Source organism: Kribbella sp. NPDC048928, assembly GCF_043197975.1.
GTDB lineage: Bacteria > Actinomycetota > Actinomycetes > Propionibacteriales > Kribbellaceae > Kribbella.
Window position 1 is genome coordinate 931,460 of the sequence record NZ_JBICUC010000001.1, and the last position, 13,906, is coordinate 945,365.

Below are 13,906 nucleotides of genomic sequence, written 5' to 3' on the forward strand. Positions count from 1 at the left end.
CCTGCCCCTGTGGGGAGTGGGCGCCGTTTGACCTGGTGCTACTTGGTGATCGTCACCGAGACCGGTGCGGACGCGGTGTTCGCCGCGACGACACGGAACTTGTTGACGCCGACCCGGCCGCTCTGCACCCAGACCGAGTACGTCGCGCGACTGGTCACCTTGGTGGTGGCCGGGAACTTGACCCACTTGCCGTTCTCCAGCCGCTGCACCTGGACCACGGTGTTCTTCGCGATCCCGGCGGTCCTGCCGGTGAAGGACACCTTGGCCCAGGCCTTGGCGGTGGCCTTGTCCGACTTGATCGTGATCGACTTCGCCACGGCCGGCGTCGTGACCGCTGCCTGCTGCGTGGTGGCGGCGTTCGCCTGCAGGGCTCCGGCGACGCCGAGGCCTGCTGCGGACAGTGCGATGCCGGCGAAGGCAGCGGCGGTGCGGCGGACGAGCTGAGTGCGCATGATGATTGGTTTCCCCTCGTTTTGTTGGTGTTACGGAGAGGAAGACGCGGTGCCGCCGGCAATGGTTGTTAAGACTGCGTCTCAGGTCCGGCGGGCAGTACGAGCCGCGCGAGCGCACCACCACCTGGCGCATCGCCGAAGGTGAGCTCGGCGCCGAGGACCTTGGCGTGGCCGGCCGCGATGGTCAGGCCCAGACCGTGGCCGACGCCGCGTTCGGCCATCCCGGACCGGAACCGGCGCGGGCCCTCGGCAATCAGTTCCTCGGGGTAACCGTTGCCGTGGTCAACCACCTCGACGGTGCGGCCGCTGACCGTCACCTCGACCGGCGGCTTGCCGTGCCGCAGACCGTTCACGATCAGGTTCGCGAGGATCCGCTCGATCCGCCGCGAGTCGGTCGAGACCGTCTCGTCCGGCCCGAGCTGGTGCACGATCACGTCGTCCGCCGCGAGCGCCTGCTGCATCCGCAGCCGCCCGACCGCGGAGCCGACGAAGGCACCGAGACCGACGAGCTCGAGATCCGCCTGCTCGACCCCCGAGTCGAACCGGGCGATCTCCAGCAGGTCCTCGACGAGCCGCCGCAGCACCTTGGCCCGGTCGCGGACGAGCTCACTCGGACGTCCGGGCGGCAGCAGCTCGGCAGCCGTGGTCAGCCCCGTGACCGGTGTCCGCAGATCGTGCGCCACGTCCGCGGTGAATCGCCGTTCGGCCTCGAGCTGACCGCGCAGCGAACTGGCCATCGTGTCCAGTGCGGTCGCCAGCGACTGCACCTCGTCCTTGCCCTTGCCAACGGCCTCGGCCGCGGACGCCTGCAGGTCACCGGCGGCGATCCGCCGGGCGGTGCCCGCGACCGCGACGATCCGCTTGGACAGACCGCCGGCGAGGATCACGCTGACCAGCGCGACCAGCGCGACCGTGCCGATCCCGCCGAGGATCAGCGCCTTCTGCAGCGCCTTCATCGAGTCGTCGGTGCTCTCGTACTCCTGCTCGATCGACAGCACCTTGCCGTCCTTGACCGCGACCGCCGCCCACATCTTCGCGCGCGGCGATCCGGTCTTGAACGTTGCCCGTTTGCCCTCCAGTACCGCGTCCCGCAGTTGCGGCGGCAGGTCCGGATCGTCGATCTTCGCCCCGAACACCGGTACGTCGTTGGTGTCGTAGCTCTGCGCGGCGAGCTGGATCCGCTCGTCCGCGAAGCTGCGCGTCCGGTCCAGCCGGGCCGACTGGGCCTGGGTGTAGACCGCGACGCACAGCACCAGGATCGCGAGTGCCGAGACCAGCAGAAAGATGAGACCGAGCTTGCCCCGGAGCCCCATCCGCTAGGCCCTGAGTTTGTACCCGAAGCCGCGGACGGTTTCGATGCGGTCGGCACCGATCTTGGTCCGCAGCCGCTGCAGGTGCACGTCGACCAGCCGGCCGTCGCCACCCCACTCGTAGTCCCAGACCCGCTGCAACAGCGTCGAGCGGCTGAGCACCACGCCGGGGTTGTTCGCGAACTCGATCAGCAGCTTGAGCTCGGTCGGCGTCAACTGGACGGCGGCGCCACCACGGCGTACCTCCAGAGCCTCCCGGTCCAGCTCGAGGTCGCCGAACGACTCGACGCCGGACCCGGCCGCCGGTGCCGGACGCTCCGGATCCGAGACCGCGCGCCGCATCACCGCCCGCAGCCGTGCCACCAGCACCTGGGTGTCGAAGGGTTTGGTCACATAGTCGTCGGCGCCCGCTTCCAGGCCGAGCACGACGTCCAGCGCGTCACCACGCGCCGAGACCATCACGATCGGGACCGTACTGGTCTCACGGATCCGTCGGCACACCGAGATGCCGTCCAGCCCGGGCAGCATGATGTCCAGCATCACGACGTCGGGGTGGATCTTCTCGAAACGCTCGATCGCTTCCAGGCCGTCCTCGGCCGTGGTCACGTCGTAGCCGTGCCGCTCGAGGGTCAACTGGGTCGCCTCACGGATCACCGCGTCGTCCTCGACCATGAGAATGCGCGCTGCCGGTTCTTCCGGTACCACCGAACTTCAGTCTCCCTACTGGTCCGTCGAACTCACCTTGGTCATCTGCCGACCGTTCCAACGGTAGACCTCGACCCGGCGTCCCGACGGGCAGCAGACCGGGTCGTTGATCGTGAAGATCTTCGACTCGACCACCAGTTCTCCTTGCGGACTGGCGTTCACGGTCGGCTGCTCGACCTCCAGGCTCCAGATCGGTCGCGGGCCCGAGGGCTCGACGGCGATCAGGAAGATCCCGAAGACGAACTTTTCCAGGGTATGGATCAAGACGATCTGCTGAGGTGTACCGCTGTGCATTACATCAACGGTCTTACCCCTGCTGAGGCAACGCGAAATCACCGTGCAATTCGAAAGTACTGTCCGGGCGTAGGCCGGCAGCCGCTTGTCGGCGAGCAGCCGGGCCCGGACTTTGTACAGGTCAACGGGTTTTTCCGGGGTCCGTTCGGGCTTCGGGGAAGCACTGTTGGTGCCCAGCGCGACCGACGGCGTCGGGGTGTCCGGCGGTGGCGTCTCGGGGCCTTCGACCCGCAGCCCGCCGCCGTTCGCACAGGCGGACAGGGCCGCGGTCGAGACCACGGCAGCGATCGCGGGCAGCACGGCGCGGCGCCACAGACCCATCGGGCGCCTCCTACCCTGCATCATTTCCCCCGCGAGTTCCGGCAACTAGCTATCTAGGATCCAGTCCTGACGTCACATTCGATGGCCGTGGACGTCGAATGGGTTCGGCAGTTCTGTTGCGGTTGCGTCACAACCTCAGCCGGCCACGATCTTGCCCGGGTTGAGCAGGTTCTTCGGGTCCAGTGCGTTCTTGATCGCGCGGTGCACATCGAGCGCGACCGGACCGATCTCCTCGGCCAGCCAGGTCCGCTTCAGGACGCCGACGCCGTGCTCGCCGGTGATCGTGCCGCCGAGCTCCAGCCCGATCTCCATCACCCGGTCGAACGCCACCTGCGCCCGCTCGGCCTGCGCCGGGTCGGCCTGGTCGAAGACCACCGTCGGGTGCATGTTCCCGTCCCCCGCGTGCCCCAGGACGCCGATCGTGATGTCCAGCTCCGCCGACAGGGCCTCCAACCGGCCGATGAACTCCGCCAGCCGGGACCGCGGGACGGCGACGTCGTCGATCATCGTCGTACCGAGCTGCTCCAGCGCCGTCAGCGCAACCCGCCGGCCCTCGAGCAGCATCTCGCCCTCGGCGTCGTCCTCGGCCTCGATGCACTCGAGTGCGCCGGCGTCGCGGCAGAGCTTGGCGACGGTCGCGATGTCCGCGGCCCCCGCCTCGCCGCCCGCGTCGGACTGCGCGATCAGCATCGCGCCGGCCTCCTCCGGGAGGTCCATCCGCTTGTACTTGTTGACCGCCTGGATCGTGGTCCGGTCCATGATCTCCAGCAGGCTCAGCGAGACGCCGCTACGGATGATCTCCAGGATCGCGTTGCCGGCCTCGACCCCGGAGGCGAACAGCGCCGCCATCGTCCGCGGCTTCGCGGCCGCCGGGCGGAGCATCAAGGTGGCCTCGGTGATGATGCCGAGGGTGCCCTCGCTGCCGACGATCAGCTTCGCCAGGTCGTACCCGGCGACGCCCTTGACGGTCTTCCGGCCGGTCCGCAGGATCCGTCCGTCCGCGAGCACGACCTCCAGTCCGAGCACGTAGTCCGTGGTCACGCCGTACTTCACGCAGCACAGGCCGCCGGAGTTCGTGGACAGGTTGCCGCCGATCGAGCAGAACTCCCAGCTGGACGGGTCCGGCGGGTAGAACAGCCCGTGTTCGGCGACCGTACGGGACAGGACGGCGTTGTAGACGCCCGGCTGGGTGACGACGTACCGGTCGACCGGCTCGACGGCCAGGACCTTGTCCATCTTCTCCAGCGAGATCACGATGCAGCCGTCGAGGGCGTTCGCGGCGCCGGACAGGCCGGACCGCGCGCCCTGCGGCACGATCGGTACGCCGGCCTCGTTCGCGATCCGTACCGCCGCCTGGACGTGCGCGGTCTCCCGGGCCAGGACGACCGCCAGCGGCATCCCGGCCGGGCAGAACATCGCCCGGTCGTACCGGTAGCTCTCCATCCGGTCCGGATCGGTCACCAGCGCCTCGGGGGGCAGCACCTGCCGCAACTGCTCGACAACCTCACTCATGTTGTCGAGCCTAGTATTTACTGCGCAGTACTGCCCGCCCGCGTCTCAGCGGGTGCGTCTGGTGGCGTTCTCGGAGATCTCCTCGTAGCCGCCGCCGTAGTTGTGGTACTCACGGCCGATCGCGGCGAACGTGATACTGCCGCTGGTCGCCTTCACCTTCGGCGTCCGGCAGGTGCGCTGGCCCTGGATCACCGATCCGTTGCCGCCGCTGCTGTCACAGCTGAGCACCCGGCCGTTGCTGCCGCCGCCGTACTGCACCAGGAAGGCGTTGGCCTTCGCATTGGCCACGACCTGCGACGCCATGGTGATCTCCGCCCAGTACTGCGAGCAGCCGTCCCGGACCAGCCGGACGGTGCCCCAGCTCGGCGGCTGGTGGTTGCGCAGCATCGGTGCCGATGCGATCGATCGCGCGCTCGAGCAGCTGGCGGTGCTGACCGCCTCGGCCGGTGCTGCGGACAGGGCGAACGTGCCCATCCCCGCCAGCCCGGCGGTGCTGAGCAGAATGCCCAGAGTCTTCATGAGGAAACCTTCCTGAGTACACGCCCCGACGCGGACTCAGGAAGGCACATTACGCGAACGGAGCCTGCCCCGACAGTCATTCCGGTAATCGGACGGCGACACGCCGTGTCCAGTTGCTCCGGGCAAGGATTTGATCGTCAAACCTTGCCCGGAGCCCCCGATCAGAGGTTGCCGCGGCGCTCCTGCTCGCGCTCGATCGCCTCGAACAGCGCCTTGAAGTTGCCCTTGCCGAAGCCGAGCGAGCCGTGCCGCTCGATCATCTCGTAGAACACCGTCGGCCGGTCGCCGATCGGGGCGGTGAAGATCTGCAGCAGATAGCCGTCCTCGTCGCGGTCGACCAGGATGCCGCGCGACTGCAGCTCCTCGATCGGCACCCGGACCTCACCGATCCGGGCCCGCAGCTCCGGGTCGGAGTAGTAGGAGTCGGGCGTGTTCAGGAACTCGACGCCGTTGGCCCGCATGATGTCGACGGTGCGCAGGATGTCGTTGGTGGCCAGCGCGATGTGCTGCGCGCCGGCGCCGTCGTAGAACTCCAGGAACTCGTCGATCTGGGACTTCTTCTTCGCCACCGCCGGCTCGTTCAGCGGGAACTTCACCCGGTGGTTGCCGTTGGCGACGACCTTGCTCATCAGCGCCGAGTAGTCGGTGGCGATGTCGTCACCGATGAACTCCGCCATGTTCACGAAGCCCATCACCTTGTTGTAGAAGGCAACCCACTCGTCCATCTTGCCGAGCTCGACGTTGCCGACCACGTGGTCGACGGCCTGGAACAGCCGCTTCGGGTGCCCCTCGGGACGGGTGACCTGAGTGGTCGCCGCGACGAAGCCGGGCAGGTACGGGCCGTCGTACCGGCTGCGGTCGATCAGCGTGTGCCGGGTGTCGCCGTACGCCGCGATCGCCGCGCGGCGGATCGTGCCGTGCTCGTCGGTGACGTCGTTCGGCTCCTCGAGCACGGTCGCGCCGACCTTGCGGGCGTGCTCGATGCACTTGTCCACGTCCGGGACCTCGAGCGCGATGTCCGCGACGCCGTCGCCGTGCTTGCGGTGGTGGTCGAGCAGCGCGCTCGTGGGGCTCACCCCTCCGGAGATCACGAAGCGCGCGGAGCCGGCCTTGAGGACGTACGACTTGGCGTCCTTGCTGCCGGTCTCGGGGCCGGAGTACGCGACCAGGTCCATCCCGAACGCGAGCTGGTACCACTTCGCCGTCTGGGTGGCGTTGCCGACCACGAACACCACGGCGTCCATCGCGGTGACCGGGAACGGGTCGGTGCTCTCGTCGTACGGCACCAGGCCGACGAGCTGCTTCAGCTGGTCGAGGTCGAGATCGGCGTCGAGCTCTGCGGGGGTGAGGTCGGTGCTGGTCATCGGGGTCCTCCCGGGTCGCGGGTACTTGTCACCGAGCCTTGTGGTTTGAGGGCAGGTTGCGCAACAGTTTGTTGTTCTACTAGGCAAGCTGCACACTCTTGTGCCGACCTTGCTAGGCTATTTGGTCAGTCTGACTATCGCCGGAGGCTTGGATGTCGGTGGACGAACTGGACGCGCGGATCCTGCGGTTGTTTGCGGGCGAGCCGCGGGTGGGTGTACTGGAGGCGTCGCGGCGGCTCGGGGTGGCGCGCGGGACTGTGCAGGCGCGGCTGGACCGGCTGCAGCGCGACGGGGTGGTGCGCGGGTGGGGGCCGGACATCGACACGACCGCGATCGGTTATCCGGTGACGGCGTTCGCGACGCTGCAGATCGAGCAGGGCTCCGGGCATACGACGGTCGCGGAGGCGCTGGCGCGGATTCCCGAGGTGCTCGAGGTGCACACGATCACCGGTGCGGAGGACCTCTGGTGCCGGATCGTCGCCCGCTCCAACGCAGACCTCCAACGCGTGATCGACCAGGTCGTCAAGGTCCGAGGCATCCAACGAGCCTCAACCGTCATAGCGCTCGCAGAACAAATCCCCCACCGAGTACTCCCCCTGGTAGAAGCCGCCACCAAGTAGCACCAGCCACCGCCAACGCAGCCCCCAAGCCCCACCCCCATTTGCCTGGCTGACCAGGCAAATGCGGGGTTGTTGACCCGGATCCACGGTGGAGAACCCCAGATATCGCTGGCATGCCAGCCAATTTGGTGGGTCTGCCAGGCAAATGGGGCGAGCGAGGCCGGGTGGGGCGGGGTGCGTGGGTGGGGCGGGGTGCGTGGGTGGGGCGGGGTGCGTGGGTGGGGCGGGCGGTCAGGCGAGGCGCTTGGCGACCTCGACTGCGGCTCGGGCTACTCGGGGGCCTACGAAGTCTCGGTCCAGTTTGCCTAGGACTACTACGCCTATGGAGGCCTCGACGCCCGGGACGCCTAGGACCGGGGAGGAGACGCCTTGGGCGCCGGCCTGGAGTTCGCCGGAGGTGATGACGAAGGGGCGGCCGGCGGGGTCGGGCTTGCGTCGGCCGGCGAGGATCGCCTTCCCGGCAGCGCCCTGGTCGAGAGCGTGCCGGGAACCCATCCGGTACGAGACGTGGTAGTCGGTCCAGCTCGGCTCGACGACCGCGATCGCGAGCGCCTCCTCACCGTCCGCGACCGTCAGGTGCGCCGTCGCGCCGGTGTCCTCGGCGAGCGAGCGCAGCACCGGAAGGGCGGCGTCACGCAGCGTCGGCTGCACCCGGCGGCTGTAGTGCAGTACGGCCAGACCCAGCCGCGCCCGCCCCTCACTGTCGCGCCGCACCAACCGGTGCAACTCGAGCGTGTTCACCAAGCGGTACACCACGGTCCGGCTGACCCCCAGCGCCGCGGCAAGCTCGGTGATGGAGAGCCCGTCCGGGGCGTCCGCCAGCAACTCGAGGACCGTGAGTCCCCGGTCGAGCGTCTGCGAGGTCTCGGCTGGCACCCGACAAGGGTATCCGTTATTCGTGCGCGGACCGATGGGGCCGTATCTTGCTGCCGTGCGAAATTACTGGTCGCTGCTCCCCGCCGTGCTCGTGGTCGTCGGGCTGATCCTGCTCTACGCGGTTCCGACGATCATCAACCCGCAGTGGACGAGCTCGATCATGGCGCTGTTTCGCACCGCGCCGCTGCCGGCCGACGCCACCGACGCGGAGACCCGCCGGGCGGCCGGCGTCCTCGGTCCGCAGCAGATCCGCTCGCGGCGGATGCTGGCGATCACGCTGGTGCTCGGCACCGTCGCACTGATCGGCTTCAACATCTCGCTGAACCGGGAGGCAGTCGGCTGCTACAAGGCGGCCCGCGCGTTCGGCGCCGACGACGGCCCGGACACCAAGGACCCGTGCTACGAGATGATCTACGGCTCGTTCCTCAACGACGGCACCAACGATCCGTCCGAGCCGAAGGGACAGCCCGTCGAGTACTACCAGGTCGTCAAGGGCAAGCACCCGAAGTACCTGAAGTGGATCCAGAACGCGCCGAAGTACGACGAAGCACAGCTGCTGGTCGGCGTCCGCGGCAAGTGCTCTGGGGACCTGACCGTGCAGCAGTTGGACGACCGGATCAAGGTGTTCGTCGACTCCGACGTACCGTGCCCACCGGACAGCAACATCTCGCTGCTCGCGATCGAGCTGAAGAAGCCGCTCGGCGATCGCAAGATCGTCACCGTCGGCGACAAGCCGATGACCGAGATCAACCCTGACCTGGACTCCTGGTTCACCGTCCTGAAGAAGCTCGCCACCGGCGGCTGACCGCGGAGGTCAGCTCAGCGCACGCGTCTGCGAGTCGTACACGCGGAACGGTCGGTTCCGCGCCAGCAGGATCAGCAGCCCGGTAATACAGACCGCAGCGCCGCCGAGCAGCGCCACGGTCGGGCTGGTCAGCGACGACGACGTACCGACGACGAAGTCGCCGAGCCGCGGCCCGCCGGCGACGACCACGATGAACACGCCCTGCAGCCGCCCGCGCATCGCGTCCGGCGCCGCGGACTGCAGCACGGTGTTCCGGTACGCGGAACTCACCATGTCGGCCGCCCCGGACATCGCGAGCAGCACGACGCCCAGCCAGATCGTCCGGGACAGCCCGAACAGGCCGACGGCGGCCGCGTACGCGATGATCGCGAACACGATCGCGACGCCCTGCCGGCGGACCCGGGTCACCCACCCGGAGAAGAGGACGCCGATCAGCGCCCCGATCGCCGGCGCGGCCTGCAGTACGCCGACCGTCCGCACGCCGCCTGCGAAGAACGACCCGGCGACGGCCGGGAACAGCGCCCGCGGCTGGGCGAACACCATCGCGAGGATGTCCGCAAGGAACGTCGCGAGCAACGCCGGTGCAGCGCGGAGGAACGTGAACCCTTCCAGTACGGACCGCAGCCCGGCCCGGCGTACTGCACCGGTCGGCGGCACCGCGGGCAGGCGGAACAAGGCGTACAGCGCGGCGGTGAATGTGATCACGTCGACCAGGTACGCCGCCGCAAACCCCTGCCATGCGATCACCGCCGCGCCGAGCAGCGGGCCGGCGGTGAAGCCCAGGTTGAACGCGGCCTGACTGAGCGTGTTCGCGGCCGGCAGCAGCTCGGGCCGGATCAGCCGCGGGATGATCGCGGACCGGGCCGGGTTGTTGACGGCGAAGCACGCCGACTGGCAGGCCACGACGCCGTACAGCACGCCGACCTGTCCCCAGTCGAGGTGCGACTGCAGGACGAGAACCATCGACAGCAGCCACAGCCCCGCCGACGAGACCAGTGCGAGCGTACGGCGGTCGATCGCGTCGGCCATCGCACCGCCGTACAACCCGAAGACGACCAGAGGAACCAGCGAGCACAGCCCGACCAGCCCGACCGCGAACGTCGACTGCGTCAGCGCGTACACCTGGATCGAGACGGTCACCGCAGTCATCTGCTGCCCGAGCTGCGAGACCGTCGACCCGATCCACAGCCGCCGGAAGTCGGCGGACTCACGCAGTGGACGGATGTCGGTGAGCAGACGCACGCAGACAACTTATGTCACGGCATGAAAATTTAAACAGTAGGGAAGAGTTGGTGGTCCAGGGGTGCGCCGACGGTCAGTTCCAAGCCGTCGGTGCAGACGTGGCCGCCGCCGGTGAAGGTTGCCGCCGCGTCGATGTAGATCGCGACGTGCGCGATCCGCGGGTCGTCGGTGAGGTTCGGCGTCGCGGAGTGCGCCAGGTACGCGTTGTGGAAGGTGCAGTCGCCGGCCTGCAGCGGGATCGTCAGCCGCTCCTCCCAGCGCAGATCGGGCGCGGCCCGGAACATGTCGTCACGATCCGACAGGTCCTGACTGCGCAGGTCCTGGTGCTGCTGCGACCCGGGGATGAACGTCATGCAGCCCTTCTCCACCGGTACGTCGACAAGCGCGACCCACGCGGACAGCGAGGCGCGGGACCCGGCGTGCGGCCAGTACGGCGCGTCCTGGTGGAACTCGGTCGCGGCCCCGTTGTGCGGCGGCTTGATCAGCAACTGGTCGTGCCAGATCCGCAGCGGTACACCGGCCAGCGCAGTCGCGGCCGCCGCGAGGCGCGGGTCAAGCGTGAGTTCGCGCAGTACGTCGTTCTGCTGCCAGACGTTGACGTACTGGTTGAAGATCTTCGACTCCTTGGACAGGTCGTCGGCGCCCGCGGTCCACTCGGTCGCGGCCGCTGCGAACCGGGCCGCCTCGTCGCGCCCGATGACGTTCTTGATCCGGACGACCCCATCGCGGCGGTAGGCGGAAATGGTCTCTTTGTCGAGCGCTGCAGGTGCCTGCGCGGACCCGGTAGGGTCGGTCGTGGTCATCGGTGCTCCTCGGATTCCGGCGTACTGGAAGGTGTTTCCAGCCTCGCGGGTCGACGGCGCCAGGGACAGGATGTTGTTGACCACGGGTTGACCGATCTTGACCTCTGGGAGGTTGGGCTTGCACAAGATGCTGAGCAGTGAGGTGTTCCCGGACCCTCGGCTGCCGGTCGCGGGCGAGCGGATCGAGGTGATCGCCGACGTCGCGGTGCACAGCCATGCGTTCTTCGAGATCGCGGTCGTGGTGGCCGGGCGCGGCGTGCACGTGTCGGCCGGTGGCGAGGTGGAGCTGGTGCCGGACTCGATGGTGGTGATCCGGCCCGGCGAGTGGCACGGGTATGTCGACTGCGACGGCCTGGTGGTGCGGAACGCGTACCTCGGGCCGGACGTGTTCGGGCTGCTGTCAGGCGCACTCGTACCGGGAACCGGCGGCGTACGTGAGGCGGTGCATCCAGCGGTTCAGCACGCGATGCGGTTACTGGAGGCCGACCTGGCCGAGCCCTGGACGCTGGAGCGGCTCGCGGCGGGCGTCAATCTCGCTCCCGGGTACCTGATCCGCCTGTTCGGCAGGTCCGCCGGCATGTCACCGATGGCGTACCTGAACCGCATCCGCGCCGAACGCGCCGCCGGCCTGCTGATCGAGACCGAGCTCCCGGTTGCAAGCATCGGCGCGGCCGTCGGCTGGCACGATCCGAGCCACGCCACCCGCCGGTTCCGCGCCGTCTTCGGGCTCAGCCCCTCCAGCTACCGATCGACCTTCCGCCCATAAGCATCCTGGAGCCGCCCGGTGCCGGGCCGGTTTCACCCCGTAAGCAAAGATGTGGGCATGACGTCGTCGCTGCAAACGCCTGACCCGAATCCCGGCTGGCTGTCCGAGTTCGCGCTCGCCGAGACCCGTACCCGGGTCCCGATCCTGTACGTCGAGGCGGTCCCGGCCCGGGTCGACGCCCTCGGCCAGATCGAGCACATCGGGGTCCTGCTGCGGACCTCGGCCGCCACCGGCGAGATCATCCGGACGCTGGTCTCCGGCCGGGTCATGCACAACGAGTCGATCCGGGACGCGCTGCAGCGCAACATCGAGAAGGACCTCGGCCCGGCCGCGTTTCCCCGGCTGCCCGCGACGCTGGTCCCGGTGACGGTCGCGGAGTACTTCCCGTTCCCCGGGATGACCCCGCTGCACGACCCGCGCCAGCACGCGGTCGCCCTGGTGTACGTCGTGCCCGTCACCGGCGAGTGCAACCCGCGCCAGGACGCCCTCGAGCTCACCTGGCTGACGCCCGAGGAGGCGCTGGCCCCGAGCCTGCTGAACGACCTCGAAGGCGGCCGCGGCCAACTCCTCAAACAGGCCCTCGCCTGGTCCGGCGCCATCGTCTGACAGGTCTCATCCGACCGGCGTGGTCCGGTCGGCAGGTTTCACCAGGGCAGTTGGCCCTCCTCGGCGTACACGTAGCCGGTGGGGCCGTCTGCGGGGAGCATCGCCAGTCGGACGGCGACCGCTGCGCCCTGTGCCGGGGTGCGCGCCGCGCTCCAGCCACCCATGTCGGTGGCGCAGTTGCCGGGATCGGCTGCGTTCACCAGGACGCCGGTCCCCCGGAGCTCGTTCGCGAGCATGACGGTCACCATGTTCACGGCCGCCTTGGACGCGTTGTAGCCGAGCGTCCGTACCGTCGACATCCTCGACTCCGGGTCGCCGACCTGCGCGAACGACGCGAGCGAGGTCGACAGGTTCACGATCCGCGCCTGTCCGGCCCGCTGCAGCAACGGCAGGAACGCCTGCGTCACAGCCACCAGCCCGAGCACATTGGTCTCGAACGCGGACCGCAGCACGCCCGCCTCGATCGACGACACGCCGTCGTCACCCTCGGGGATGATCGCAGCGTTGTTCACCAGTACGTCGAGCCGCCCGTACGTCGCCTCGACCTCGCCCGCCGCCGTACGGATCGACGCCGCGTCCGTCACCTCCAGCTGTAGCACCCTCGTATCGAGGCCCTCGGCAACCAGTTCCTTCGCCGCGACCGCACCACGTTCGGCGTCCCGCGACCCGACCAGCACCGTGAACCCGCGCTCCCCCAGCTGCCGCGCGATTTCCTTGCCGATGCCCTTGTTGGCGCCCGTGACGAGCGCGATCTTGTTCGTGTCCATGCCGTCAACGCTGCGGCGGATCGCCCGCGCGTGGCAGAGCGGGCCGACCCCGGGACCGGCAGTCCCTGGATAGGCCACCGGCCGCCTGCGATCCTGGGAGCGTGGATCGCGATGCGCTGGCGGAGTTCCTCCGGGTACGACGGGAGGCGCTGCAACCGTCCGACGTAGGACTCCCGGCCGGACTGCGTCGCCGTACGCCCGGACTCCGTCGCGAAGAGGTGGCGAGCCTCGCGACCATGTCAACGGACTACTACACCCGCCTCGAGCAGGGCCGCGGCCCACACCCGTCCCGGCCGGTGCTGACCGGACTGGCCCGCGCCCTGCGGCTGTCCGACGACGAGCGCGATCACCTGTTCCGGCTGGCCGGCGAGCAGCCCGGCCCCCCGCCTGGTCCGCCGTCGGACGTTCGCACCGGCGTACTGCGGATGCTCGCCCGCCTCGACGTACCGGCGCTGGTGCTGGACGCGAAGTACGACGTCCTCGCCTGGAACCCGTTGGCGGCCGCGCTGATCACGGACTTCTCCGCGATCCCGCCCCGCGAACGGAACCTGTTGCGGCTGCGGTTCCTGACCGACCGGCAGACCCAACTGTTCGGCGAAGAGGCAACGAAGGAGTTCGCCCGCGAGGCCGCCGCCGACCTGCGCGCGGCGACAAGCACGTACCCGGACGACGCGGAGCTCGCCCGCTTGGTCGGCGATCTGCGCGCCGGCAGCCGCGAGTTCGCCGACATCTGGGCGCGGCACGAGGTCGGGCGGCAGCAGACGTTGTGCCAGACGATCTTTCATCCGCAGGTCGGGCGGATCGATGTGGTCTGCGAGGTGCTCGTCGTTCCGGAACGGGATCAGCGGGTGGTGCTGTACGCGGCCGAGCCGGGTTCGCCGTCGGATCAGGCGCTCCGGCTGCTGGCCGTGATCGGTACGCAGGAGTTGACAACCAAGCCCTGA

16 protein-coding genes are annotated in these 13,906 nt (G+C 69.0%); 5 read left to right on the plus strand and 11 right to left on the minus strand.

What is annotated here, in order from left to right; genetic code table 11:
* Nucleotides 1-38: 38 nt before the first annotated feature.
* From ACGFI6_RS04450 to hppD, 7 genes are all read right to left on the minus strand, one after another.
* Nucleotides 39-452, minus strand: coding sequence for a hypothetical protein (locus ACGFI6_RS04450; protein WP_393115208.1), 414 nt, complete (start codon nt 450-452; stop codon nt 39-41).
* Nucleotides 453-520: 68 nt separating this feature from the next.
* Entirely contained in the window at nt 521-1,765 is a 1,245-nt protein-coding gene (locus ACGFI6_RS04455) for an ATP-binding protein (RefSeq protein ID WP_393115209.1), read from the minus strand.
* A 3-nt stretch (nt 1,766-1,768) separates the two neighbouring features.
* On the minus strand, nt 1,769-2,467 hold the full coding sequence (gene cseB, locus ACGFI6_RS04460; protein WP_393115210.1) for a two-component system response regulator CseB: 699 nt from the start codon (nt 2,465-2,467) through the stop codon (nt 1,769-1,771).
* A gap of 15 nt (nt 2,468-2,482) precedes the next feature.
* A complete protein-coding gene (locus ACGFI6_RS04465) occupies nt 2,483-3,061 on the minus strand; it encodes a hypothetical protein (RefSeq protein ID WP_393115211.1) in 579 nt (192 codons plus the stop codon).
* Nucleotides 3,062-3,217: 156 nt separating this feature from the next.
* Complete coding sequence (locus ACGFI6_RS04470) at nt 3,218-4,594, minus strand: FAD-binding oxidoreductase (RefSeq protein WP_393115213.1); 1,377 nt, start codon at nt 4,592-4,594, stop codon at nt 3,218-3,220.
* A gap of 45 nt (nt 4,595-4,639) precedes the next feature.
* Nucleotides 4,640-5,113: a hypothetical protein gene (locus ACGFI6_RS04475; protein WP_393115214.1), complete on the minus strand. Its 474-nt coding sequence runs from the start codon at nt 5,111-5,113 to the stop codon at nt 4,640-4,642.
* 161 nt (nt 5,114-5,274) lie between these two features.
* On the minus strand, nt 5,275-6,477 hold the full coding sequence (hppD, locus tag ACGFI6_RS04480; protein ID WP_393115215.1) for a 4-hydroxyphenylpyruvate dioxygenase: 1,203 nt from the start codon (nt 6,475-6,477) through the stop codon (nt 5,275-5,277).
* Nucleotides 6,478-6,629: 152 nt separating this feature from the next.
* Between hppD and ACGFI6_RS04485 the strand changes: the two genes are divergently transcribed.
* On the plus strand, nt 6,630-7,097 hold the full coding sequence (locus ACGFI6_RS04485; protein WP_393115216.1) for an Lrp/AsnC family transcriptional regulator: 468 nt from the start codon (nt 6,630-6,632) through the stop codon (nt 7,095-7,097).
* Nucleotides 7,098-7,328: 231 nt separating this feature from the next.
* Here ACGFI6_RS04485 and ACGFI6_RS04490 read toward each other — a convergent pair whose 3' ends face one another.
* Entirely contained in the window at nt 7,329-7,973 is a 645-nt protein-coding gene (locus tag ACGFI6_RS04490; RefSeq protein WP_393115217.1) for an IclR family transcriptional regulator, read from the minus strand.
* Between the two features lie 55 nt (nt 7,974-8,028).
* Between ACGFI6_RS04490 and ACGFI6_RS04495 the strand changes: the two genes are divergently transcribed.
* The gene (locus tag ACGFI6_RS04495; protein ID WP_393115218.1) at nt 8,029-8,778 is read left to right on the plus strand and encodes a hypothetical protein; all 750 of its coding nucleotides are present in this window, start codon (nt 8,029-8,031) and stop codon (nt 8,776-8,778) included.
* Nucleotides 8,779-8,787: 9 nt separating this feature from the next.
* Here ACGFI6_RS04495 and ACGFI6_RS04500 read toward each other — a convergent pair whose 3' ends face one another.
* Nucleotides 8,788-10,020 (minus strand): MFS transporter, encoded by a 1,233-nt coding sequence (locus ACGFI6_RS04500; RefSeq protein ID WP_393115219.1) that lies wholly within the window; start codon nt 10,018-10,020, stop codon nt 8,788-8,790.
* A 29-nt stretch (nt 10,021-10,049) separates the two neighbouring features.
* Nucleotides 10,050-10,823 (minus strand): phytanoyl-CoA dioxygenase family protein, encoded by a 774-nt coding sequence (locus tag ACGFI6_RS04505; RefSeq protein WP_393115221.1) that lies wholly within the window; start codon nt 10,821-10,823, stop codon nt 10,050-10,052.
* A gap of 127 nt (nt 10,824-10,950) precedes the next feature.
* On the opposite strand from ACGFI6_RS04505, the gene ACGFI6_RS04510 reads away from it, so the two are divergent.
* Together ACGFI6_RS04510 and ACGFI6_RS04515 are read left to right on the plus strand one after the other, a co-directional pair.
* Entirely contained in the window at nt 10,951-11,589 is a 639-nt protein-coding gene (locus ACGFI6_RS04510; RefSeq protein WP_393115753.1) for a helix-turn-helix domain-containing protein, read from the plus strand.
* A gap of 57 nt (nt 11,590-11,646) precedes the next feature.
* Nucleotides 11,647-12,195 (plus strand): NUDIX hydrolase family protein, encoded by a 549-nt coding sequence (locus ACGFI6_RS04515; protein ID WP_393115222.1) that lies wholly within the window; start codon nt 11,647-11,649, stop codon nt 12,193-12,195.
* A 38-nt stretch (nt 12,196-12,233) separates the two neighbouring features.
* Here the strand turns inward: ACGFI6_RS04515 and ACGFI6_RS04520 are convergent, their stop codons facing one another.
* Nucleotides 12,234-12,962 (minus strand): SDR family oxidoreductase, encoded by a 729-nt coding sequence (locus ACGFI6_RS04520; protein ID WP_393115223.1) that lies wholly within the window; start codon nt 12,960-12,962, stop codon nt 12,234-12,236.
* A gap of 101 nt (nt 12,963-13,063) precedes the next feature.
* Here ACGFI6_RS04520 and ACGFI6_RS04525 point away from each other — a divergent pair, with 101 nt between their 5' ends.
* Nucleotides 13,064-13,906, plus strand: coding sequence for a helix-turn-helix transcriptional regulator (locus tag ACGFI6_RS04525; RefSeq protein WP_393115224.1), 843 nt, complete (start codon nt 13,064-13,066; stop codon nt 13,904-13,906).

Bases quoted from the DNA above. Each gene is read 5' to 3' on its own strand.
- ACGFI6_RS04450 (WP_393115208.1), bottom strand. From the start codon at position 452: ATGCGCACTCAGCTCGTCCGCCGCACCGCCGCTGCCTTCGCCGGCATC.
- ACGFI6_RS04455 (WP_393115209.1), bottom strand. From the start codon at position 1,765: ATGGGGCTCCGGGGCAAGCTCGGTCTCATCTTTCTGCTGGTCTCGGCA.
- ACGFI6_RS04470 (WP_393115213.1), bottom strand. From the start codon at position 4,594: ATGAGTGAGGTTGTCGAGCAGTTGCGGCAGGTGCTGCCCCCCGAGGCG.
- ACGFI6_RS04475 (WP_393115214.1), bottom strand. From the start codon at position 5,113: ATGAAGACTCTGGGCATTCTGCTCAGCACCGCCGGGCTGGCGGGGATG.
- hppD (WP_393115215.1), bottom strand. From the start codon at position 6,477: ATGACCAGCACCGACCTCACCCCCGCAGAGCTCGACGCCGATCTCGAC.
- ACGFI6_RS04485 (WP_393115216.1), top strand. From the start codon at position 6,630: ATGTCGGTGGACGAACTGGACGCGCGGATCCTGCGGTTGTTTGCGGGC.
- ACGFI6_RS04505 (WP_393115221.1), bottom strand. From the start codon at position 10,823: ATGACCACGACCGACCCTACCGGGTCCGCGCAGGCACCTGCAGCGCTC.
- ACGFI6_RS04510 (WP_393115753.1), top strand. From the start codon at position 10,951: ATGCTGAGCAGTGAGGTGTTCCCGGACCCTCGGCTGCCGGTCGCGGGC.
- ACGFI6_RS04515 (WP_393115222.1), top strand. From the start codon at position 11,647: ATGACGTCGTCGCTGCAAACGCCTGACCCGAATCCCGGCTGGCTGTCC.
- ACGFI6_RS04520 (WP_393115223.1), bottom strand. From the start codon at position 12,962: ATGGACACGAACAAGATCGCGCTCGTCACGGGCGCCAACAAGGGCATC.